The organism is Methyloceanibacter sp. (assembly GCF_051306395.1).
Lineage (GTDB): Bacteria > Pseudomonadota > Alphaproteobacteria > Rhizobiales > Methyloligellaceae > Methyloceanibacter.
In genome coordinates, this window is record NZ_JBPPND010000058.1 from 1 (window position 1) to 21710 (window position 21710).

Genomic DNA, 21710 nt, shown 5'->3' on the forward strand with positions numbered 1-21710 from the left:
GCAATCACGAAACCGTCGAGAGTGCCATACACGAACTTGCCATCGGCATAGGAGCCGCCACGGTTGACGGTGTCGCAGCAAGCGCGCGGCACAGCCGACTCGTCACGGTCAGTCTTCTTCACATACGACCAAACCTGCTTCGGGTTGTCAGGATCGGTAAGATCGAGAGCCTGGACAACGTTACAGTTGGACATGGCCGGGCAGCCCGAGATCATGAACAGCATGGTCTTGCCGCCGACGTCCTTGATCACAAGCGGCTGACCTTCGTGACCGCGAAGGGCGTTGGTGCCCTGCAGCCAAGCCATCTGCAGCTTGTTCACGTTCTTGGTGGTGATGTCGGAAAGCTCGCTGTGACGCGTGAGCGCGAAATCACGACCAGGGGCAGGCCACTGGTCGGGATCAGCCATACGCTTTAGCTGCTCCTCATCGGTGTTTGCTAACGCCTGACCCGATACACCCATCGTCATTGCGACGAGGGCCCCGGCCAGAACACCATACTTCAATTTCATATCGTTCTCCTCTCCCTAGCTACTCAGTTCACCGAAACGAAAGCTGAGCTATTCTGTTTTTGCTTGGGTCTTCGTCACCCCCCTAGGCGCGATTGCCAAGAGGTCACTAAGCCCTTGCAAGTTTTCAAGCTGTCACTGTGGTTGTGGATATTGGAGGCGGCCCGAAAGCGCAGAAGCAAATCAGTGCGCCTCGCGCCCGCTCCTGGCGGCGGGTTCTCCGATGAACACATCACGCGGTGACACCTCACGAGGAATTTCAGCTTAACTCAGAGTGGGACACGGTGATTCCGCCTTGTTTGTGGAAACACGCATCCCACACATTGCCAAGCTGCCCGCTCATAATTGCCAAATGTAATGCCAATGCAAGTGAAAAGTGCTCATGGCAATGGAATCTGCCAAATCTCATTCCCCGCTTGTTGCGCTGCATCAAAAGCGCAGACCGACAAGCCCTAGCATTAAATGAAATCTTTCGGAGTTTGTGTGCAGCGCACCGATGCGTTGATCCAATGTCTGAATTCGCCGCATCGACAACACGGAAAGCCGTTCGCCGCAGAATCAAGTCGCCCGCTCACGCGCTTCCATGGGCTCGGGCGCGCTTTGCGCTTGGCACCTCGAGCCCGCTCCGAAGACCCCTGCCCCAAGTACGGCGCCGCTATAATTAATAATAAAGGCGCCCGATGCCGGAAGGCATCGGACGCCGGTCGTCTCGTCAGGGTCGCGTCTACTACTCGTAGATGCGGAAGACGTTCAGCGCGCCGCCCTGCGGGATATGCTGCAGGCCAGCGGCCTTGGTCATGGCGGTGGCACCGATGGCGCCAAACTTGTCGCTCAGATCCAGACCAGCGGTGACCGGAAGACCGATCCAGCCGCCGATGCCGGAGTAAACGCCGACATACTGCGTGCCACCCGTCTTAAAGGTAATCGGGTTGCCGATGATGCCGGAGGCGAGCTTGCGGCTCCACAGGACCTTGCCGGAGTTCCGGTCGACCGCGCGGAAGTCGCCGCCAAGCGAACCGTAGAACATCAGGCCGCCGTCGGTGACCATGGTGCCGCTCCAGTTCGGATACGGATCCGGGATCTCCCACACCGTCTTACCGGTCAAGACGTCGTACTTCTTGATCTTGCCGGTGGTGCCGGGCTTCTCGGGATACATGTACACGTTGGCGAACACGTAGACCGTGCCCTGGTTCGTGTGCGTGCGCTCCTGGGGCTCAAGCTCCATGCACCAGTTGTTGGTGGGCACATAGAACAGGTTCGGCTCCTTGGGATCGACCGAAGCGGGCTGCTGGTCCTTGCCACCCATGGCAGACGGGCAGGTAGAGACGTTGCGGCCGACTTCCAACGGCGAGTGGTCACGCACCTTGACCGGACGGCCGGTCTTCATGTCGATCTTCTCGGCCCAGTCCGTCGTCACGTACTTCGTGGCGCGAAGCAGCGAGCCGTCGGCGGCATCCATCACATAGGCGAAGCCGTTGCGGTCGAAGTGGGAGAGAACCTTCCGCTTCTTTCCGTCAATCTCCATCTCCGTGATGATGTTCTCGTTGATGCCGTCATAGTCCCACTGATCGAACGGAGTCAGCTGATAGATCCAGACCGCCTCGCCGGTATCGATCTTCCGAGCGAACATGCTGAGCGTCCACTTGTTGTCGAACTCACCAGTGTTGCACTCTTCGTGGGTCTTGTTCGGGCACCGGAACGCAGGGCTCCATAGACCCGGGTTTGCGGTGGAATAGTAGACCAGCTTGGTGTCCGGATCGTAGGAGTACCAGCCCCAAGCCGTTCCGCCGCCGATCTTCCAGTCCTCGCCGGGGAAGGTCTTGATGCCAAGTTCCTCGCCGTAAGTCCCGTAATGCGGGTTGGCTTTGTTGGTCTCCTTGGTCAAGCACACGTCCTCGTCGGAACCCGTGGTGTGGCACACCCAAGCCTCGGAGCCGTCCGACAGATTGAAGGCGGCGACGCGGCCGCGGGCGGCGAACTCGCTACCACCGAAGCCCATGAACACCTTGTTGTCGGCGATCAACGGAGCCGGCGTGATGGTCTCACCCTTCTCAGGATAGGCGAACTTGACGACCCAGACTTCCTTGCCGGTCTGGCCGTCGAGGGCGATCACAAAGCCATCGAGCGTGCCGAAGACGAACTTGCCGTCGGCATAGGAGCCGCCGCGGTTGACGGTGTCGCAGCAAGCGCGCGGCACAGCCGACTCGTCACGATCGGTCTTCTTCACATAAGACCAAACCTGCTTCGGCTGGTCGGGCTCGCTGAGATCCAGCGCCTGAACCACGTTACAGTTGGACATGGACGGGCAGCCGGAAATCATGAACAGCATGGTCTTGCCGCCGACGTCCTTGATCACAAGCGGCTGACCCTCGTGACCACGAAGGGCGTTGGTGCCCTGCAGCCAAGCCACCTGCAGCTTGTTGATATTCTTCGTGTTGATGTCGGAGAGCGTGCTGTGACGCGTGAGCGCGAAATCACGACCATGGGCGGGCCACTGGTCGGGATCAGCCATGCGTTTCAGCTGCTCCTCATCGGTATTCATTGACATGGCCTGGCCGGACAGACCCATCGTCACCGCGACGAGCGTTCCAGCCAGAACACCGAACTTCGTTTTCATATCGTTCTCCTCTCCCTAGCCGCTCAGTCACCGAAGCTGAGCTTTCTCTACCCGGGCGTTTCGCCTTCTCTCTTCGCGCGAAGGCGAAGAGACAGGCGTCGCCGGGCAAATTTCTCGGTTGCCGTTTTTGAAATTTGGAGGGCGTTGATTTGGACGAGGCGACGCCTCGTGCCCGCGAGTCCTCCGAATGGCATCGCGACATCCGAGGATCAGAACCTAGCGCAGGAGGGCACCACGCATTTCCCCATTCTGGATGGAAAGTGGCAGCCCTATCATTGCCAACTCGCGCCCTTATCTTTGCAAACTCAATTCCACGAACGCGCGAAATGTGCTGGCCGCGATTGGATAGTCCGGCAGCGCGCGCCGCCGCGGCCGCAGGCCAAATCCAACGAATTCAAGCAGATAGAGGCTAGCGCTGCGCCCTGCCGTTCGTGGACGGGAGATGCTGGATGGCGATCCGCATGAGCTCGGGCAGCGTGCGCACGCCGAGCTTGGCCTTCAACTGGGTGCAGGTGTTTGCCACGGTCTTGTAGCTGACATGCAAATGCTCGGCGATCACGCCGTAAGGCTTCCCCTCGGCAACCAGGGCAAGCGTCTGGAGCTCGCGCACCGTCATGCGGCGCAGCGGATTGGTGGTCCCGCGCGCCTCCATGAAAGCGACCTCGGAGGCGAGGTCGTGACTGAGATAGGGCCGGTTTTCGCGAACCCTCTGGAACGCCTTCTGCACCTCTTCAGGCGGAGTGTCCTTCAACACGTAACCGGTGGCGCCCACTTCGAGCGCGCGTGAGACGATGACCGGGTCGGAGTGCATGGTGAACACCAGGATCGGCGTCTGTTGATCGTGCAAGCGCAGCCGCCGGATAAAGGAAAGGCCGCCGAGCGAACCGGTCCGCATGGCGAGATCGACGATGATCACGTCGGGCTTCTGCGTACGATAGAGCCGAAAGCCATCGGCGAGGCTTTGCGCCTGCTGAATATGCTCCACGCCGACGTCTTCAAGAAGCTGACGGCAGCCTTGCAGCACAATCGGATGATCGTCGATGACGAGAACACGAGTCATGATAGCTCCCCAACCAATTCCGGCGCTCGTGTGCGCTCTTTGCCTTCCCTCTGAACGGGTATCTCTACCCTAATACTCGTCCCCTTGGACGGCGCGCTTTCGACGACGCAAGCACCGCCGAGCGAGCGCACGCGCTCGGTCATAGTCGTGAGCCCAAAGCCCGTGGGCGTTGACGGCGCCATCCCCTTGCCGTCGTCGGTCACGGTCAACTGAACGGTTTCAGCGGCGCGCTTACGGCCGTTCGTGCCTGCCACATCCTTCTCGGTGAGTTCCACCGTGATATTCGCCGCATGACCATGCCGGATGGCATTGGTGATCGCCTCCTGGATGCAGCGATAGACGGTCAGATCGACGGGCTCGCCATAGGACTTAGCAAGCTTGCCGAGCTCGGTGTGGATCTGGGTGTCCAGATGGCGGCCCTGAAGCCCGGCGGTGAGTTCCGCGATGAGCTCGGCGAGCGTCACGCGGCCGAGCGGTCCGGGGCGCAACTTCTTGATCAGCGCCCGGTTCATGGCCTTAAGCCGCTCGGCGATGGAGAGAATCTCGCCGACGCGGCGCGAGATCTCGACCGTGCGCTCCTTAGGCAACCGATCGGCGATGGTCTGGATCGAGGAGGCATTGGCGGCGATGCCGAACAGGCAGGGGCCCGCCTCGTCGTGAAGCTCGTTGGCGATCTCGCGGCGCTCTTCTTCCTGCACGGTGATGAGCTGGCGGTAGAGCCGGCTGTTTTCTTCACGCGCCATGTCCAACGCGCCCGCCAGGGTGTTGAAACGGTTGGTAATGGCGGCGAGCTCTTTCACCTTCGACGGCTTCAGCCGCGTCGTATAGTGCCCATCCTCCAGCAGCAGCATGCCCTTGGAGAGGTTGGCGAGCGGGTCGAGCACGCGGCCGAGCACGACATAGAGAATAATGAGAACGAGCGCGTTGATCCCGAGCCAGACGACGGCAAGCGAGGCGAAGTCCTGCCACGCTTCGGCGATCTCGTCGGCAGGCTCGCCGAGAACGACAATGGGGTTTGCTTTGCCGGCGACGACGCGAACCTTGCGATTGGCGATCTCGGGCCGCACGAGGGCCGCAAACCAGGCAGGCGCATAGGGCTCGGCGCTCGAATCCGCTGCGTGCGGCGACACGATGTTGAGCTGGCCGGAGTCGTCCATGAACATGATGCGCACATGCCGCAAGTGCTTAAGTTGCAGAGGCAGCTCCTGGTTGAGCTGGTCGAGCTTGCCCTGCGCGGAGAGGTCCTTGAGGGTCGCGGCGACAAAGCGCTGCGCCACCTCGAGCGAGGCCTCCATCTCAACCTGCGTGGCCGTACGGGTGTTGAAGATCGAGACCGCGCCGGCAACCAGGGCAGCAAGAAGATTGATCGCGGCTACCGCGACAAGGAGCTGCGTTCGGACCGGGCGGTCATACCAAAGCTTTTGCAGCACGCCTCGAAAGTCTCCACAACGAGAGGCGCCTCACACCATCGACGTGGGCACCATGCAAGGGCCGTTCCTATTTTGCTTTAACGCGCCCACAACCGCCTCCCAAGCACCAGAACTTCTTATTGCAAGTTTGGCATCGGGAGCCGCCAAAAAAAGCAGTCGAGGCCGGAAGTGGCGAAATAGCAATGGCAGGCGTGGAAATAGCATTGCAAGAAGTTCCCGCCCACTATTGCGAAACTACCCAGAGACGGTTTTGGACTAGGCGACTAGCCTGATCGAAGCTGGCTCGTAGGCCGTTTGCGCGAGTTTGCCCGTTTCATCACGGACCGAGAGCCTCGATCTCGACCGCTTGCTGCCGGCCGCCCTGCAGTGTCTCCTTCCCATGAGCTGCGGGGTCCGGGACGCCAAGCCGTCGGGCGGGGGTGCGGCGGGTTTCCCCCGCACCCCCCTCGCCCGCTCTCCGGCGCGGCCGATCAGGCCGCCGCGGGAACTTGGCGCCTTGTAAGGGAAACGCCCTTCACGACCGCGTAAATCACGGGGATCACGATAAGCGTGAGGAGCGTCGACGACACCATGCCGCCAATCATCGGTACGGCGATGCGCTGCATCACCTCCGAGCCTGTCCCGTGGCTCCACATGATCGGCAAGAGCCCGGCCATGATGGCGGCCACGGTCATGATCTTCGGCCGCACACGGCCAACCGCACCCTCCATGATCGCCTCGTACAGATCGGCCAGGGTGAACGGCTTGCCTTCGCGTTCGCGGCGCGCCTTCAAGTCCTTCAGCGCGCTGTCGAGATAGATCAGCATGACGACGCCGGTCTCGGCCGCGACGCCGGCCAGCGCGATGAAGCCCACCACGGCGGCGACCGAGAGATTGAAGTCGAGCCACCACATCAGCCAGAAGCCACCGACCAACGCGAACGGCACGGACAGCATCACGATGAGCGTCTCGGTGATGCGCCTGAAATTGAGATAGAGCAGGAGGAAGATGATCAGAAGGGTGACCGGCACGACCATCTGCAGACGCTTCTTGGCGCGCTCCAGATACTCGAACTGCCCGCTCCAGGTCACGTAATAGCCGGGGGGAAAATCCACGTGCGCGGCGACAGCTCTCTGCGCGTCGGCGACGAAGCTGCCGATGTCCCGGTCGCGGAAATCGACGAAGATATAGAGCGCGAGCTGCGCGTCCTCGGTGCGGATCATCGAGGGGCCTTGCGATAGGCTTACCTCCGCCACCTCGCCCAAGGGGACCGTGCCACCGCTCGGCATGGGGATCAGCACCTCGTTGGCGATGGCTTTCGGATCGTTGCGGTAGTTGCGCGGATAGCGGACGGCCACGTTGTAGCGCTCGCGCCCTTCGACCGTGGTGGTGATCGGCTGAGCGCCAAGCGCGGTAGAGATAACGTTCAGCACGTCGCCGACCATGAGGCCGTAACGAGCAAGCTGCATGCGATCCGGGTCGATGTTCAGGTAGTAGCCGCCGATCGCGCGTTCGGCGTAGGCGCTCGTGGTGCCGGGTACAGTGCGCACGGCCGCCTCGATCTCCCGCGCGAGACGTTCCATCTCGGCGAGATCCGTGCCGAAGACCTTGACGCCGACCGGCGTGCGGATCCCGGTGGACAGCATGTCGATACGGGCTTTGATGGGCATCGTCCACGCATTGGAGACGCCGGGAAACTGCAACGACTCGTCCATCTCCGCGATCAACCCGTCGATGGTGAGCCCATCGCGCCACTCGCTTTCCGGCTTCAGGTTGATGACCGTTTCGATCATCTCCATCGGCGCGGGATCGGTCGCGGTCGAAGCGCGCCCCGCTTTGCCCCACACGGACTCCACCTCCGGAATGGTCTTGATGATCTTGTTCTGTGTCTGCAGCAACTGCCCCGCTTCGGTCACTGAGATGCCCGGGAGAGTCGTCGGCATATAGAGCAGGGTGCCTTCATTGAGATTGGGCATGAACTCGCTGCCGAGCTTCGAGGCGGGCCACAGGCTCGCGGCGAGCACTGCGAGCGCGATGACAAGCGTGGCCGCCTTGAACCGCAAGACGAGGTCGATCACCGGCCGGTAGATCCAGATAAGGAAGCGGTTCACCGGGTTCTTGCGCTCGGGCAGGATGCGGCCGCGCACGAAGACGACCATCAGCGCCGGCACGACAAGCACGGAAAGCAGCGCCGCCGCCGCCATGGCGAAGGTCTTGGTGTAGGCCAGAGGCTTGAACAGCCGGCCCTCCTGCGCTTCAAGGGCGAAGATCGGCAGGAAGGATACGGTGATGACGAGCAAGCTGAAGAACAGCGCCGGCCCGACCTCGACCGCCGCCTCGATCAGGATCTCGGTGCGCGGCTTGCCTTCGGGGGCGCGCTCAAGATGCTTGTGCGCGTTCTCGATCATGACGATAGCGGCATCGACCATGGCGCCGATGGCGATAGCGATCCCGCCGAGGCTCATGATGTTGGACGAGAGCCCGAGCGCCCACATGCAGATATAGGCCATCAGCACGCCGAGAGGCAGCGTGATGATGGCGACCAGGGCGCTGCGCGCGTGCAACAAGAAGACGAAGCAGACCAGCGCGACGATGATGCTTTCCTCGATGAGCGTCCAGCGCAACGTGTCGATCGCGCGGTAGATGAGATCCGAACGATCGTAGACCGCCTCCACGCTCACGCCTTCAGGTAGGCTCGGCGCGATCTCGGCAAGCCGGTCCTTCACATTCTGGATGACCGAGAGGGCGTTCTCGCCAAAACGTTGGAGCGCGATGCCGGAGACGACCTCCCCCTCGCCGTTCAATTCGGTGATGCCGCGCCGCTCCTCCGGAACGAGCTCGATGCGCGCGACATCCTTAAGCAGCACCGGAACGCCCGCGTCGTTCTTCACGACGATCTGCTCGAGATCCGATAGGCTTTTAATGTAGCCTCGGCCGCGCACCATGTATTCGCGCTCGGAAAGCTCGACGGTGCGGCCGCCGACATCCATGTTGCTCTCGCGGATGACGTCTCTGATTTTTTCGAGAGGGATATTCAGCGCCTGGAGCCGCCGCGGGTCGACGACGACGCTGTACTGCTTGACGAAGCCGCCGACGCTCGCGACCTCGGCGACGCCTTGCGCTTTTGCCAGCCCGAACCGGACATACCAGTCCTGAAGCGTGCGCAGCTCGGCGAGGCTCTGCTGCGTGCCACGCACGACGTATTGATAAACCCAGCCGACGCCGGTAGCGTCGGGGCCGAGCTCGGGCGTGACGCCCGACGGCAGATCCCGCGCCGCGGCGCTGAGATATTCCAGCACCCGCGAGCGGGCCCAATAGATGTCGGTGCCCTCTTCGAAGATCACGTAGACGAAGGACACGCCGAAATAGGAGAAGCCGCGCACGACGCGTGCCTTGGGCACGGTGAGCATGGCGGTCGTCAGCGGATAGGTGACCTGATCCTCGACGACTTGAGGCGCCTGGCCCGGATATTCCGTGAAGACGATGACCTGCACGTCGGAAAGATCGGGAATCGCATCGAGCGGCACATTTTTGACCGCGTAGATACCGGCCAAGGCGATGAAGACCACGGCAAGACCGACCAGGAAGACATTGCGGGCCGACCAGCGGATGATCTGGGCGATCATTGCGGCGTCCCCTGGTTGAAGGCTTCCAACGCCGCTTTCAGGTTGCTTTCGGAGTCGATGAGGAAGGTGGCGGAGGTGACGACCTCCTCGCCCTCGGAGACGCCGTCCAGGATTTCGACATAGACTTTACCGCGCCGGCCGGTTCTGACTTCGCGCGGCTCGAAGCGTCCCTCACCCTTGGCGACGAGCACAATCTTGCGCGCCCCGCTGTCGATGACGGCATCCGAAGGCACCGCCATGACGGCGGGCGCGTCGGCGCCGGGTTGAAAGACCACGTCGGCATACATGCCGGGCCGCATCCGCCCGTCGGGATTCGGCAGCTCGATGCGGACCGAGACCGTCCGCGTCTCCATCTTCCGCATATGTGGATAGATGAAGGTCACCTTGCCTTCGTGCGGCGCATTGGGGAACGCCCGGAGCGTCACCTCGACGGGCATGCCGACTCTGATGTCGGCGATGTCGGCCTCGGCGACTTCGGCGATCACCCAGACATGCGAGTTATCGGCGATGCGGAACAGCTCGTCTCCCGCCTCGACGAATTGGCCCTTGATGACGTTCTTCTCGATCACGTGGCCAGATGCCGGTGAGGGCCAATCGAGTGTCCTGAGGTTCTCCTTGGTCTTGAGCACCTCGTCGATGCGCTCCTGGGGCACATCGAGGTTTCGCAGTTTCTGGATAGCGCCTTCGACGTCCCGGTTGGTGCCGGTCCGGCCTTGCGTGCGCAAAGAAACCAGGAGGTCGACCTGCGCCAGTTGAATTTGCGAACTGTAGAACCGGAACATCGGCTCGCCCGCCTTGATGTGCTCACCGGTCTTGTCGACGAATAGATCTTCGATGTAGCCGTCCGAGCGGACGGTCACGATCCATAGCGTCGACTCATCGTGCTCGACGGTGCCTGTGGCGCGAACCTCCTGGGTGAGGGCTTTCCGGCTGACCGTCTCGGTCCTGACACCGCTGCGCTGAACCTTGGCCAGGCTCACCTTCACGGTGCCGCTGTCATCGGCCTCATCCGCATAGACCGGGATGTAGTCCATGCCCATGGAGTCCTTCTTCGGCACTTTCGAGGTGTCGGGAAGCCCCATCGGATTCCGGTAGTAGAGTATCTTGCGTTCGCCATTGGCGGGCTCGCCGTGTTCCGTCGCCGTCATGCTCATCGGCTCGGGCCGATGGGCATACCAATAGCTGCCCGCGGCTCCGGCCAAGATGCCGGCTGCCAAGATGGCCAAGCTGCTTAGACGCGTCATGATTTGCGTCTCCGAATCCTCGTTGCGTGGCCCCTGCCGTATTGGGCAAAGGAGATCGCGCCGTTGCTCGCGAGCGGGCGCTCACGCGAAACGGCGTTGCATCAACTTTGAGGAGTCAGACGCGTGGAGGGGGCGACGGCGGGATGTAGGCCGGCGAGCGCGCGCTATCGGGGGCGCGCGCAGTGGTGTCGACGAGCAAAGGCACCGTGGCCGAGGCGATTTCCGCAGGCATAACCGCGCTCAGAACCAGACCAAGACAGAGACATTTGCCTCCACACCCGGGATGGTCGGCGCAAGGCCCCATCCCGTCATGGCCCATCCCGTCATGGCCCATCCCGTTATGGCCCTGGGCGTGATCGGCCTCCGCCGCACCGGCCTTCTCGCCAATCTTGGCGTGATGGTTTTCCGCCGGATCGTGCGGGGCTTGGGAGGAAGCAGCGTGCTTCGCACAGTCGGACTGCGCGGCAGCTTGGGAACCGCCGGGGGCGGCCATAGCGGCGCTCACGCTCGCCGCGGGAAGGGCGGCCACCGCGAGGGTCAGAATAGCGACGAAAATCGTGCGTAACCTGCTCATGCTGACCGGAAGTATGTGGTCCTGCCTCTTAACGTCAAGTGACAGAGCCGTGAGCGGGAAATTTTGAGCAAATTCGTGGTCTCAAAGGGTGTGATGCTTAACAGCTCAACGCTATTGCCCTTAGCGAAGCCAGTTGCCCTGATCGTGGGCAATTGCGGCCATTAACGGCTGCGGCAAATCGCTTCTGTCGTCGGTTTGTCATGAAATCACTAAGGAGGCGTCCTAATTCAAAGAGGAACTCCTAAAAGTCTTCAGCCATTGAGAGGGTCGCGCTCGCCGCATGACGGTTCGCAATCTTGAAGATGCCCTGCGCCCACGCAGCGTCGCGGTGATCGGCGCGAGCGACGAGCCCGGTTCCGTGGGCCATACGCTCACCCAAAACGTGCTTTCCGGCGGTTTCGAGGGCCGAGTCTTTCTGGTCAATCCGCATCACGGCACGATCGCGGGCCGCGACTGCTTCAAATCCGTCGAGGCGTTGCCCGAGGCGCCAGAACTTGCCGTCATCGCCACACCGCCGGACAGCGTGCCGCCCATCATCGAGGCGCTCGGCAAGAAGGGAACGCGCGCGACGGTCGTTATCACCGCGGGCTTCAGCGCCGCGCTCAAGCAGGCCGTACTGGATGCGGCGCGGCCCTATTGTCTCCGCGTCATCGGGCCCAACTGTTTGGGCATCTCGGTACCGGCGCTGGGCTTGAATGCAAATTTCGGGTTGAACGCACCCAAGTCCGGTTCGCTCGCCTTCCTGTCTCAGTCGGGCGCATTGATGACGGGTATCCTCGACTGGGCCTCCGCACGCGATATCGGCTTCTCCTATGTGGTGTCCATGGGCGACATGGCGGACGTGGACGTGGGCGATCTGCTCGACTTCCTCGCCGCCGACGTCTCGACCAGCGCCATCCTGTTGTATCTCGAGACGATTCCGGCGGCGCGCAAGTTCATGTCCGCGGCGCGCTCGGCCGCACGCGCCAAGCCGGTGATCGCGATCAAGTCGGGCCGCAACGCCGCGGCGGCGAAAGCGGCGGCAACCCATACGGGCGCGCTGGCCGGCACCGACGCCGCGGTCAGCGCCGCCTTCCGACGCGCCGGGCTCGTGCGCGTGGAAGAGCTGGAGGAGCTGTTCAACGCCGCGGAGACGCTAGCGACTTTGCAGCCTATCGCGGGCAACGAACTTCTGATCGTCACCAATGGCGGAGGCGCAGGCGTGCTCGCCGTCGACAATCTAATGCGGCTCGACGGCAAGCTTGCCCCTGTGGGCAAAGATCTGGTGAACGCGCTCGACAAGGTGCTGCCGGCCAACTGGTCGCGCGCCAACCCGATCGACATTATCGGTGACGCGAGCCCCGAACGTTACAAAGCCACGCTCGACGCCGTGCTCGCCGAGCCGAATGCAGACGGCATCTTGGTGATGAACTGCCCCACGGCGCTCGCCTCCTCGACGGACGCCGCGCAGGCGGTGCTCGATGCCATCGCGCAAGCCCCGCACCCGAGAAAGGTCCCTCCGATCCTCACCAATTGGCTCGGCGAGGACGCGGTCCAGGAGGGGCGGCAGAAGTTCCGCGCTGCGGGCATCCCCACCTACGAATCGCCGAACGACGCCATCCAGGGCTTCTTCTATTTGTGGCAATACACCAAGGCCCAAGAGTCTTTGATGCGCACGCCGCCGAAGAGCACGGGTCACACCACGATTGCCGACGAGGCGGCCCGCTCGATCATGCGTACGGCGGTCCGCGCCGGGCGCACGCTACTGACCGAGCCCGAGTCGAAGGCCGTGCTATCCGCGTTCGGCATTCCCACCGTGGCCACGCGCGTCGCCGCCTCGCCGGAGGACGTCGCGAACATCGCCCATGCCCTTCTCAAGCAGGCGGAGTCGGTGGTGGTGAAAATCCTCTCCGACGACATTTCGCACAAATCCGACATCGGCGGTGTGCGCCTTGGCTTGCGCTCACCGCAAGAGGCGCGCCATGCCGCGGAGCGCATGCTGGCGCGGGCGGCGGAAGCCTGTCCGCAGGCGCGCATCCAAGGCTTCACCGTGCAGCCGATGATCGTGCGCAAACAGGCGCATGAGCTGCTATTGGGCGTCTACGAGGATCCGCTGTTCGGCCCCATGATCCTGTTCGGCTCCGGCGGGACCGCGACCGAGATCATCAACGACACGGCCGTGGCGCTGCCGCCACTCGATTCCAGGCTGGCCCTCGACCTCATGGAGCAGACGCGCGTTTGCCGGCTGCTCGAAGGCTACCGCGACCGGCCCGCCGCCGATCTTGCCGGTATCGCTTCGGCGCTGGTGCAGCTCTCGCAACTCGTGGTCGACTGCCCGGCGGTGAAGGAACTCGACATCAATCCGCTGATTGCCGACGAGACGGGCGTGATCGCACTCGATGCCCGCATCCGCATCGACCCGGACCTGGTGGAAAAGGACGGGCCTAATCCGCGGCTCGCGATCCGGCCCTATCCGAACCAATGGGAGCGCTGGACCGAGACCATCGACGGCGAGCGCATCATGATCCGTCCGATCAAGCCCGCCGACGAGCATCTCTACGCCGATTTCGTCGCCAAGCTTTCGCCGGAAGATATTCGCTTCCGGTTCCTGGCGCCGCGCAAAGAATTCTCGCACAAGTTCATCGCACGCTTCACCCAGATCGACTACGCGCGCGCCATGGCCTTCGTGGCTCTCAACAAGGACGAGACCGAACTATATGGCATCGCGCGCCTCGTTGCCGATCCCGACTACACGAAGGGCGAGTACGCCATCATCGTGCGCAGCGACCGAATTGGGACCGGCCTCGGCTGGCTGCTGATGCGCAACCTGATCCGCTACGCGGAGCGGGAGGGGCTACAGGAACTGACCGGAGACGTCTTGGAGCAGAATACGCGCATGCTCGAGATGTGCCGGGCGCTGGGCTTCGAAATTTCCGCCGACCCGGAGGATCTGTCCCTCCGCAAGGTGCGGCTGAAGCTCCCCGTCCCTATCCAGGACGCTGCTTAGCCCTTGCCAAGTGCGTAGCCAGTTCGTGGTCGGGCACGTTGGTGAGGTCTTTCTGAAGGTCGCTGACAACGATCCGCGCCACGGGCCCGGCAAGCTTGCGTTTCAGCTCGGTGAGCACGCCGGCCGGCGCCACCAACATCAGTTCGCCGAAAGCGCCGCGCTCATGCTCGCTCGCCAACTCTTCGGCGACCAGGCTGACGAAGTCCTCCTTGGCCGCCTCTTTCGGGTCCTGACGGGGCTCCATAGCCGAACGTCCTGTGGTGGCACTCTCCATCACGCGTCCTGGCCTGTCGGTGCCGAGATCACGGGCGCGGCTGTGGAGGTCCTTGGAGACGAAGCTGGCTACAGTACGAAAAGCGCCGTTCTCGTCACGCTCAACGAACCGCGCACGTCCCCCGTCGGCAATCGCGTACCAGAGCTTCGGCTTCTTCATCACTCCGTCTCTTGGTCTTTCAAGCTCATGATATAGGCCGCCAGATCCTCCAGCTCGGACTTGGTGATGGGGATCACGGGCATGGGATGCTTGGGCATCACGATCTTGGCCATGATCGAGCCTTCCGTCTGACTTTGCAAATTGCCGATCTCATGAAAGCTCGGCACGTCGACGTTGACCTGCTCCTGGGTAGCGGAGACGAGATGGCAGTTGGAACAGAGGCGCTCCGCCAGCACCTTGCCGTATTCGGGATCGGGCGCGCTGGTGAACGGCCCGGCGAGGCTCACACTTGGGCCAGCTAATGCGAGCGCAAGTGCGAGGACGACCCTCATGGAGACCGCGCGCATCAAGCCGCCAACGCCTCGAGCTTGGCCATGTCGCACACATTCACGCGGCGCGCGGACTCAAGCTTGATGACACCCGTCTCCTTGAGCTCGGCGAACATGCGCGAGACCGTCTCCAACGTCAGACCGAGGTAATCGGCGATGTCATGGCGCGGCATGGCGAGTTCGAGGATGCCGTCGGAGTGCGAGCGGCGGGCCATTTCCACAAGGAAGGCGGCGAGACGTTCGAGAGCGTTCTTGCGGCCCAGAAGGAGCAGATGATCTTGCGTTTGGCGCAAACCGATCATCGTCCGGTTGAGCAGTTCATGGACGAAGCCGCTCGAGGCGGTCGCACTCAACAGGCTGTGCCATTTGAAAGCGACAACCTTGACCGGCACGATCGCCTCGGCGGAGGCATGATGCACGTCGTCGACCTCGAAGCCGAACATGTCGCCGGGGAGATGGAAGGCGCTGATCTGACGGCGGCCGTCGGGAAGAAGCTTGGAGACGCGGATCACGCCGGACACGAGCTTATAGACGTAGCCCGCCTTCTCGCCTTCGGCGAAGATCTCAGTGTTGCGCCCGAAGTTCATGGGCACGCTGGACGGCAAGAAAGATTCCGGCTCGCTGCGAAACGCAGTGGGCGGCGGTGCCTGGTCCAGTCGTGTTCGTTCGATGATGGGGGTCGGCGTCAGCATGATGAGTGATCCTCCCGGAGATCAGTTGCCCGACGCCATAGTTACGCGCTGCGGCGCGCGCGAAAAATCGTGACGGCTCCCTAAGGGAAACTACGTAGGCAAACGAACGTCCACTTTAGGACGGGCGCATGGTCCCGCGCGAACAGCCTCTTTTCTCAAGGACTTGGTGGATCGTGTCGAACAAGATCCCGCCCAGGAGCGGCGTCTCGACCACCTCGGTCACGCCGGCTGCTTCGGCTTTGGCTAGGACACGTTTTGTGGACTGGGAGACCATCAGGATGATGGGCATGCCGCGCGCGACGAAGAGTTCGGCGGCCTCTTCCTCCACCCGTGAGAAAACGTCCTGATCGAGCACCAAGCAGGCGCCGCGCACGCATGGCGCGTTCATGGCCGGAAGCAGCGAGTGCTCATCGCAAAACCGGGTCTCGTAGCCTTCCAGCTCCAGAGAGAAGCGCAGGCTGTCGGCCAAGACGCCATCGCTGACTGCAATGAGTATGGTTTCGGCCTGCGCCACTTCGACCTCCCCCAAACGCATATCGCAGCCCCGCCTCAACTCATCCTTGCGATGACAAACTATGCGGGTTGCAGGGGGAAGCTTTGAGCTAAGTCAAATCGACGCGGGGCTTCGGCCGCCTGGTTATTTGGGGGCGTCGCCGGCGATGGGCACATGTGCGAGAATGGCCATGCGGATCAGCTCGGATAGGCTCTTCGCTTCCATCTTGGCCATGAGATTGGCGCGGTAGACCTCGACGGTGCGCGGGCTGATGCCAAGCGCGGCGGCGATGACCTTGTTGGGCTGGCCCGCCACCAGGCCTTCGAGAACCTGGCGCTCGCGCTCCGAAAGACTGTGAAGCCGCGCCGTGACCGCCGCGAAGTCGCCGTCGGGGACCCCCTCGGTCCTTTCGAGCGCCGCTTTGACCGCATCGAGAATGGCCTGCTCATCGAACGGTTTCTCGATGAAGTCGACGGCGCCCGCCTTCATCGCTTCGACCGCGAGCGGTACGTCGCCGTGGCCGGTAATGACGATCGCCGGCAAGCAAGGCGCGCGCTCCTTAAGGCAGTGCAGAAGCTCGATGCCGGTGATCTCGGGCATGCGCACGTCGGTGATCAGACAACCGCACTGCACCGCCTCAAGCCCATCGAGGAACGCCTTCGCGGAGTCGTAGAGACGCACCGCCAACCCCGCCGAGCTCAGCATAAAGGCCAGCGACTGACGCACGGCTTCGTCGTCATCGACGATATGCACGACAGGATTTTCGACCATCAGTCCTCGTTGCGCCCGGCCGGCTCCAAAGTGAAGCGAAACACGGTTCCGCCGCCCGGATTTGGCTCGGCCCACATCTTCCCGCCGTGCGCCTCTATGATGCGTCTGGAGATCGACAGACCTACGCCCATGCCTGACGGCTTTGTGGTTACGAATGGTTGAAACAGGCGATCGCCAATCGTCTCGCTCAGACCTTGGCCGGTATCGGCCACGTTTACTTGGATCATGCCGCCGCCCACGGCGGCGGTCGTCACCAGCAGCTCCTTGCGATCACACTCATGCATGGCCTCGATCGCATTGCGCATGAGGTTGAGCAGTACCTGCTGAATCTGGATCTTCTCCACTAGAACCGTATCCGTGTTGCTTTCGAAACGGAACAGCGTCCTGACTCCCTCCTCCTGAGCGCCCACCAGCGCCAGCGCGCTCGCCTCTTCGATGAGCTTGCTGAGATTCTCGGGCCGCTTCTCGACCTCACCGCGGGCAACGAACTCGCGGAGCTGGCGGATGATCTGACCGGCACGCAGCGTTTGCTTGGTGGTCTCACCGAGCGCGTCACGAACCTTGGCAACGTTCTCGCCCTCGACTTTTTCCAGCAATCTGCTGCACCCCTGAAGGTAGTTGGAGATAGCCGAGAGGGGCTGGTTAATTTCGTGCGCGAGCGTCGAGGCCATCTCGCCCATGGCCGTTAAGCGCGACAATCGCGCTAGCTCCGTCTGGAGTTCCTGCAATTGGTGTTCGGTCTCCTGCCGTTCGGTGAGATCATTGATGAAGCCGGTGAAGAACCGGCTTTCGCCGGACTGCACTTCGGCAACCTCGAGCTTCATGGGAAAGGTCGAACCGTCTTTACGCAGACCGGTGACGACCCGGTCGATACCGATGATGCGCTTCTCGCCGGTGGCCAGATAACGCGAAATATAGGCGTCATGCTCTTCGCGGTAGGGCGAAGGCATCAGCAAAGAGACATTCTTGCCGACGACCGCAGCCTCTCGATGGCCGAAGAGCCGCTCAGCTGCTGCATTGAATGACTGGATCCCGCCTTTTTCGGTGATGACCACGGTCGCATCGGGCACCGTGTCGAGCACCGATCGCAGATGCGCCTCCCGGGCGCGCACATCCTCTGCGTGACGCCTGCTGCGGATGCGTGTGCGGCGGAGCAGTTCGCCCAGCCACGAAATTCCGAGGCCAACCATGGAGAAGACCATCGTCTCGAGGGCCACGGTCGGGGGAAGATCGCCCTTGCCGGTAAGAATGAGCCCCAAGACGGCGAAAATTGTGGTTGCAAGCAGCCCTGGGCCGACACCGCCAAAGCCCGCGGCGACAACCACACCGGGGATGAAGATGAGGAATGAGGCGCGGCCTTGAAGCCAGGGGTACAGGCCCCAGGCGAGGAGCGCCGAGGCGACCACCGCGGCGATCGCCACCCCATAATGGACGCCGCTCGTGTGCGGATCGGCCAGCGCGCGGCGGAAGCGCTCGATCCTACTTTCCGGAGGTTTGGTCAGTGGGGCGTGCATGGCGAAAGTCTAGCCTCCGGTGCCGGGGCACGCCCACTCAATTTCCAGGGGGCCCGGCTATCGCAATTCTGTTAGCTCTGTATTGTTAGCTCTACCGATCCTGCGACACTGGCGCAGAGTCCTTGTCCTACCGGAGGAGACCATGGCCACGACCGACGCCGAAATGCCAGACCACAAGGCTTTGCGCGAAGACCTGCAAGAGATCGCCGCGCGTCTCGCGAATTTACGGTCGGACATCGACGGCTTGATGGGCGCGGCGGGCGCGACCGCCAGTCATCAGGCCGAAGCCCTCCAGGACAAAGCGAGCGAGGCACTGGCGAACTTCGAGGGCGCCGTGCAGCGCGAGCCTCTTAAGTCGCTCGCCATCGCGCTTGGGGCCGGTTTCGTGCTTGGGATCGTTCTCCGCCGCTAGAGCCTTTGGGCGCCGCACGCGCCGGCTCAATGGTTCATCAGCACGGCGACGTCCGTATTGCGCAGGACATGGAGCGTCGCGCCGCCGAAGATCCATTCGCGCCACCGCCAATGCCCATACCCGCCCATGACAAGGAGAACGCCGCTGCCGGCGGCCGTGAGCACGGCATCGCCGACCCCACGCTCACCCAGCGGGACCGTTTCCATCTCGACGGGAAGGCCGGCCATCGCGAGATAGCCTGTCACGGCGGAAGCGGTATCGTCCTCGCCGTCCTCGGCGATGCTGATCAGCCTGACGCGCTTGGCGGCTTCGAGAAACGGCGCCGCGGCGGCGATAGCCCGAACGGCTTCAGGAGCGTCCTTCCATGCAATCACCACGGTCTCGCCGATCGGCGTACCGGCCTCGTCCGGCATGATGAGTATCGGACGGCCCGAGTGAAACAAGGCCGCATCGCGCGCCGGCTCGAACATCCCGCCTTCTCTGGCGGCGATGCTGGGCAGTACGGTGAGATCGGAGACTTTGGCGCGCTGAGCGACGGCGGGGCCGACCAGGCCTTCGACGGTGAGAAGCTCCGCCTTGACATCGGGATGGGCGCCGAGCGCTTCCTCGAACCAGTCCGTGGCCCGGCGCTCTTCCTCATCGACCTGCTTCCTCGCGACATCCTCCAGCTGGCCGAAATAGACGGGGCTCAGCTCCGTCGCATAGGGCAGCCGCTGGGAGGGAGGCGGACAGGGATGCAGCACTTCGAGCGCGCAGCCGAAGCGCTTGGCGAGCCCGAAGGCCGCAGTGCTGCATGCCACGCTGGTGCCGGCTGAGTCGATCGGAAGCAGGATTCTCACAGGTTTCACGGCGCTTCCTCCCACGGGTCCGGGCGTCTCCGGCAAGTTCGCCCCTTTTCGCCCCTTGCGGGTGAAACCGCGTTGACGAACCTCAAAGAACGCTGTCGCCTTTTCTCCGCATTCTGGCGCACAATATGTCCCAGGCGTTTTTGAAGACAGTAAAGATAAGAAAGAGGCGCTTTATGCAGATCCCCTTGGAAGTCAACTTCCGCAATATGGACCCCTCGCCCGCCGTCGAGGCGCGCATCCGCGAGAAGGCGGCGAAGCTCGAGCGCTTCCATGACCGCATCATCGGTTGCACGGTCGTGGTGGAAGCCCCGCATCGGCATCACCACAAGGGCAAGCTTTACAGCGTGCATATCGATATCAGCGTCCCCGGCAAGGACTTGGTCGTGGACCGGGCCAAGCCGCTCGATCATTCCCACGAGGATGTCTATCTGGCGGTGCGCGATGCGTTCAACGCCGCGGTGCGGCGTCTTGAGGACTATACGAGCAGGATGCGCGGCGATGTGAAGACCCATACGGCTTCCGCCCCGGACGGCCCCGCCTCCCCCGCGGAGTAAGCGTCCGCCTCAAGCCTTCCAGAAGGCTTTGACGTCGGTGAAGCGCTCATAGGCGCGCTCGGCCTCTTTGATCCATTTCTCTTCTTCATCCGGGCCGGTAGCGGGCGCGGCGAGGCGCGCATCCATTCGATCCTCGCCGTCCGCGGCCAGAAGCGCGCGCCGGGTGGCGATGTCGTTGAGCGTCCCAAGTGCATCCTGAAGACATTGCAGCGCGACGAGCGACTTATTCTGCCGCTTGGCGCTCTTCTTGCCCGTGAAGGTCGCGGCGAAGAACTCCGTGGCATAGCGCAAGCGCTTGGCGCGGATGCGCAGCTTGTGCCGCTCAGCCGCGTTGAGGTCGCGCAAGTCCTTTCCCTTTTTCTTGATCGTGCGCCGCAACTTCGAGAGTTTTCCCGCGGCATAGCCGGTGACCGAGTCTTCGGCTCGCGCGGTGTTCTCCCAGTCACCGATCTCGATCCAAGCGCCAAGATCGAGCAAGGCGCCGCGGAAGCGGCCGGAGCTCCCTGCCTCGAAGGCGCGGGCATAGGCCGCGGCACGGCGCTCCATGACGTCGCGGTAGACCGCTTCCAGCTCCGGGTCGTCCGGATGCGCCGCGCGCTGCGGCTCCAAGATGTCAGCGGCGAAAACGTCGAGATCGCGCGCCGGTCCGAGTTCGCCGCCGATCCACTTCAAGGAATCCTCGACGACCTCGAGGTTCCGGTCGGCCACCACCTCGCCAAACAGCGTGATCGCCGCCCGCAGACGCCGCAGGCCGACACGCATCTGGTGCAGCGCCTCGGGCCGGCCGTCACGCATGGCGGGCGCGTTGACGATAACCTGGCGCAGACAGTTGCGCGCCACGGTACGGAAGGCTTGCGCGCAGTCCATCTCGGGCGTGACCGTGACAGCCTGGGCCTTCTCGAACGCATTGTCGCCGTCGTCGAGAAGCTCGAACCCGCGCTCCGCCTTGGTCTTGACGCCGAGCGTGAGCGGCACGGTCTCGGCGAGGGTCTTGGCCAGCGAGAACAGCGCGCGCCTGTCGCCCGACTTGAGCTCGAGCTCCAGCTCGCAGATCGGCGCCGCCTTGATGCCAGCGGTGATCTCGCCTTCGTCTACCGCCAGTTCGATTTCCGCGCCCTCGTGGTCCAGCTGGTACGCCTTACGCCGAAACCGTGTGTGAAAGCGCGGGGACAGTGCGGCACGCAGCTCGGCGGTGAGAAGCGGCTCGAGGGCGGTGTCCGCGGCGGCGTCAAGATCCGGCGTATGCGTCGGCAGCGAGCATTCCCATTCGTCCCGCTCCAGGAACTCGCCCGCCCCGCGCGCGGTCTTGATGGTCTGCACATAACCGTCGCCGGTCGCACGCACCCGCAAGAAAACGCCCGCTTTGCGAAGCACATCGTCTGCGGTGTCGTAATAAATGGAGATCAGCTCGCGGACATTCGGTGCCCCCGCCGCTTCCAGGATGGGATGCGCCTCGATCAGACCATGATCGGACGGATCGAACGTGAGCTTGAGCTCGATCTCTTTTGCCTCGCGCTCCGGCTTTCCCGCTGCCACACTCTAACTCCCGATGAATGCGAGCCGGCTTCGTCCGCCCGCTCGTGTGCCGCCGGAGATACCCTGGCGCTGGGAGGGGAAAGACCTACATCTGACTGTCACAATC

16 protein-coding genes and 1 pseudogene are annotated in these 21710 nt (G+C 62.9%); 3 read left to right on the forward strand and 14 right to left on the reverse strand.

Features of this window, described 5'->3' with window-relative positions:
• The 6 genes and pseudogenes from ACSLE4_RS03675 to ACSLE4_RS03700 form a co-directional block, all read right to left on the reverse strand.
• Positions 1-509: pseudogene (locus ACSLE4_RS03675) on the reverse strand (PQQ-dependent dehydrogenase, methanol/ethanol family); the annotation flags it as partial.
• 724 nt (positions 510-1233) lie between these two features.
• Entirely contained in the window at positions 1234-3123 is a 1890-nt protein-coding gene (locus ACSLE4_RS03680; protein ID WP_435903126.1) for a PQQ-dependent dehydrogenase, methanol/ethanol family, read from the reverse strand.
• A 409-nt stretch (positions 3124-3532) separates the two neighbouring features.
• The gene (locus ACSLE4_RS03685) at positions 3533-4183 is read right to left on the reverse strand and encodes a response regulator transcription factor (RefSeq protein WP_435903127.1); all 651 of its coding nucleotides are present in this window, start codon (positions 4181-4183) and stop codon (positions 3533-3535) included.
• A complete protein-coding gene (locus ACSLE4_RS03690; protein WP_435903128.1) occupies positions 4180-5613 on the reverse strand; it encodes an ATP-binding protein in 1434 nt (477 codons plus the stop codon). Before ACSLE4_RS03690 ends, ACSLE4_RS03685 begins: the two co-directional genes overlap by 4 nt.
• A gap of 470 nt (positions 5614-6083) precedes the next feature.
• Positions 6084-9218 carry an efflux RND transporter permease subunit gene (locus ACSLE4_RS03695; RefSeq protein ID WP_435903129.1) on the reverse strand — a complete coding sequence of 1045 codons (3135 nt, stop codon included), beginning with the start codon at positions 9216-9218 and terminating at the stop codon, positions 6084-6086.
• Positions 9215-10462, reverse strand: a complete 1248-nt coding sequence (locus ACSLE4_RS03700) for an efflux RND transporter periplasmic adaptor subunit (protein ID WP_435903130.1) — start codon at positions 10460-10462, stop codon at positions 9215-9217. The genes ACSLE4_RS03695 and ACSLE4_RS03700 overlap by 4 nt, the downstream gene beginning before the upstream one ends.
• Positions 10463-11316: 854 nt before the next feature.
• On the opposite strand from ACSLE4_RS03700, the gene ACSLE4_RS03705 reads away from it, so the two are divergent.
• On the forward strand, positions 11317-14022 hold the full coding sequence (locus tag ACSLE4_RS03705; RefSeq protein ID WP_435903131.1) for a bifunctional acetate--CoA ligase family protein/GNAT family N-acetyltransferase: 2706 nt from the start codon (positions 11317-11319) through the stop codon (positions 14020-14022).
• On the opposite strand, the gene ACSLE4_RS03710 is transcribed toward ACSLE4_RS03705, so the two are convergent.
• From ACSLE4_RS03710 to ACSLE4_RS03735, 6 genes are all read right to left on the reverse strand, one after another.
• Entirely contained in the window at positions 14003-14455 is a 453-nt protein-coding gene (locus ACSLE4_RS03710) for a host attachment protein (protein ID WP_435903132.1), read from the reverse strand. The genes ACSLE4_RS03705 and ACSLE4_RS03710 overlap by 20 nt on opposite strands.
• Positions 14455-14802, reverse strand: a complete 348-nt coding sequence (locus ACSLE4_RS03715; RefSeq protein ID WP_435903133.1) for a c-type cytochrome — start codon at positions 14800-14802, stop codon at positions 14455-14457. Before ACSLE4_RS03715 ends, ACSLE4_RS03710 begins: the two co-directional genes overlap by 1 nt.
• Positions 14802-15476 carry a helix-turn-helix domain-containing protein gene (locus ACSLE4_RS03720; RefSeq protein WP_435903134.1) on the reverse strand — a complete coding sequence of 225 codons (675 nt, stop codon included), beginning with the start codon at positions 15474-15476 and terminating at the stop codon, positions 14802-14804. Before ACSLE4_RS03720 ends, ACSLE4_RS03715 begins: the two co-directional genes overlap by 1 nt.
• 115 nt (positions 15477-15591) lie before the next feature.
• On the reverse strand, positions 15592-16011 hold the full coding sequence (locus ACSLE4_RS03725; RefSeq protein WP_435903135.1) for a hypothetical protein: 420 nt from the start codon (positions 16009-16011) through the stop codon (positions 15592-15594).
• 102 nt (positions 16012-16113) lie between these two features.
• Positions 16114-16740 (reverse strand): response regulator FixJ, encoded by a 627-nt coding sequence (gene fixJ / locus ACSLE4_RS03730; protein WP_435903136.1) that lies wholly within the window; start codon positions 16738-16740, stop codon positions 16114-16116.
• The gene (locus ACSLE4_RS03735; protein WP_435903137.1) at positions 16740-18254 is read right to left on the reverse strand and encodes a PAS domain S-box protein; all 1515 of its coding nucleotides are present in this window, start codon (positions 18252-18254) and stop codon (positions 16740-16742) included. Before ACSLE4_RS03735 ends, fixJ begins: the two co-directional genes overlap by 1 nt.
• A gap of 142 nt (positions 18255-18396) precedes the next feature.
• Between ACSLE4_RS03735 and ACSLE4_RS03740 the strand changes: the two genes are divergently transcribed.
• Positions 18397-18666 (forward strand): hypothetical protein, encoded by a 270-nt coding sequence (locus ACSLE4_RS03740; protein ID WP_435903138.1) that lies wholly within the window; start codon positions 18397-18399, stop codon positions 18664-18666.
• A 26-nt stretch (positions 18667-18692) separates the two neighbouring features.
• Here ACSLE4_RS03740 and ACSLE4_RS03745 read toward each other — a convergent pair whose 3' ends face one another.
• Positions 18693-19514, reverse strand: a complete 822-nt coding sequence (locus tag ACSLE4_RS03745; protein ID WP_435903139.1) for a hypothetical protein — start codon at positions 19512-19514, stop codon at positions 18693-18695.
• Between the two features lie 173 nt (positions 19515-19687).
• On the opposite strand from ACSLE4_RS03745, the gene ACSLE4_RS03750 reads away from it, so the two are divergent.
• Entirely contained in the window at positions 19688-20068 is a 381-nt protein-coding gene (locus ACSLE4_RS03750) for an HPF/RaiA family ribosome-associated protein (protein WP_435903140.1), read from the forward strand.
• Positions 20069-20077: 9 nt separating this feature from the next.
• On the opposite strand, the gene ACSLE4_RS03755 is transcribed toward ACSLE4_RS03750, so the two are convergent.
• The gene (locus ACSLE4_RS03755; protein ID WP_435903141.1) at positions 20078-21604 is read right to left on the reverse strand and encodes a CHAD domain-containing protein; all 1527 of its coding nucleotides are present in this window, start codon (positions 21602-21604) and stop codon (positions 20078-20080) included.
• Between the last annotated feature and the right edge of the window lie 106 nt (positions 21605-21710).

Bases quoted from the DNA above. Each gene is read 5' to 3' on its own strand.
- ACSLE4_RS03710 (WP_435903132.1), bottom strand. From the start codon at position 14,455: ATGAAGAAGCCGAAGCTCTGGTACGCGATTGCCGACGGGGGACGTGCG.
- fixJ (WP_435903136.1), bottom strand. From the start codon at position 16,740: ATGGTCGAAAATCCTGTCGTGCATATCGTCGATGACGACGAAGCCGTG.
- ACSLE4_RS03720 (WP_435903134.1), bottom strand. From the start codon at position 15,476: ATGCTGACGCCGACCCCCATCATCGAACGAACACGACTGGACCAGGCA.
- ACSLE4_RS03735 (WP_435903137.1), bottom strand. From the start codon at position 18,254: ATGCACGCCCCACTGACCAAACCTCCGGAAAGTAGGATCGAGCGCTTC.
- ACSLE4_RS03740 (WP_435903138.1), top strand. From the start codon at position 18,397: ATGGCCACGACCGACGCCGAAATGCCAGACCACAAGGCTTTGCGCGAA.
- ACSLE4_RS03750 (WP_435903140.1), top strand. From the start codon at position 19,688: ATGCAGATCCCCTTGGAAGTCAACTTCCGCAATATGGACCCCTCGCCC.
- ACSLE4_RS03680 (WP_435903126.1), bottom strand. From the start codon at position 3,123: ATGAAAACGAAGTTCGGTGTTCTGGCTGGAACGCTCGTCGCGGTGACG.
- ACSLE4_RS03700 (WP_435903130.1), bottom strand. From the start codon at position 10,462: ATGACGCGTCTAAGCAGCTTGGCCATCTTGGCAGCCGGCATCTTGGCC.
- ACSLE4_RS03715 (WP_435903133.1), bottom strand. From the start codon at position 14,802: ATGCGCGCGGTCTCCATGAGGGTCGTCCTCGCACTTGCGCTCGCATTA.
- ACSLE4_RS03685 (WP_435903127.1), bottom strand. From the start codon at position 4,183: ATGACTCGTGTTCTCGTCATCGACGATCATCCGATTGTGCTGCAAGGC.
- ACSLE4_RS03705 (WP_435903131.1), top strand. From the start codon at position 11,317: ATGACGGTTCGCAATCTTGAAGATGCCCTGCGCCCACGCAGCGTCGCG.
- ACSLE4_RS03725 (WP_435903135.1), bottom strand. From the start codon at position 16,011: ATGCGTTTGGGGGAGGTCGAAGTGGCGCAGGCCGAAACCATACTCATT.
- ACSLE4_RS03695 (WP_435903129.1), bottom strand. From the start codon at position 9,218: ATGATCGCCCAGATCATCCGCTGGTCGGCCCGCAATGTCTTCCTGGTC.